The sequence below is a fragment of the Oleiphilus sp. HI0117 genome (assembly GCF_001635235.1).
Genome location: NZ_LWGA01000190.1, coordinates 1 through 714, shown reverse-complemented (window position 1 = coordinate 714; position 714 = coordinate 1). Strand labels below are relative to the sequence as shown.

The window sequence follows — 714 nt, the reverse complement described above, 5'->3', positions numbered from 1 at the left end:
ATTGCGAAAAGTGGGGGATGAAGATTCAATGGCTTGATCGTGAAACGTATCGTCACACTGCTTCTAACACTACACCTGATATGTATAAAGAGGCAATGCCCGAAGCCTGGGTTGTTCCTGAAGGTGGTGCAGGTAGACAAGGCACGCTAGGAATCGAAAGTTTATTTAATACCTTGCATCATGCGGGGCAACTTAACTATGACTTGATAGCTTGTGCTGTGGGCTCAGGCGCAACCTTGGCAGGGATTGCTCAGGCAAATATTGGTCGAGCCCAGTGTGTTGGATTTTCTGCACTAAAAAATGCTCACGACCTGGAGCATCGCGTAGAGCGGCAGTTATCAGGTGCCAGTAGGGTTAACCCTTGGAGAATATGTCATCACTATCATTTCGGTGGCTTTGCCAAAATCAATAGTCGTCTGACGGAATTTATTTCTGATGTTTATGATGAGCATGGTTTGGTTCTAGACCCTGTTTATACAGGAAAGATGATGTATGGGCTGGCGGAGTATATTCATCAAGGAAGAATCCAGGCGGGAGCGCGAGTATTAGCTGTTCATACTGGCGGGCTACAGGGCTGGCGTGGATTTGGTGAATCCTATCAGCGTTTCCTGTCTTCATAGACAATCTCATGTTCAAATCTCTGAATTGTCGTGAGAACGGTATTCAGGCTGTAAGTCTGGAGTCTGTTAATTTATTATGTGCTTAGTGTCGGCC

Annotated in this window: 1 protein-coding gene; it reads left to right on the top strand. The window is 46.1% G+C overall.

Features of this window, described 5'->3' with window-relative positions:
• On the top strand, positions 1-620 hold a 620-nt coding region (locus tag A3757_RS02450; protein WP_231878192.1), incomplete at its 5' end, for a 1-aminocyclopropane-1-carboxylate deaminase/D-cysteine desulfhydrase.
• Positions 621-714: the final 94 nt, after the last annotated feature.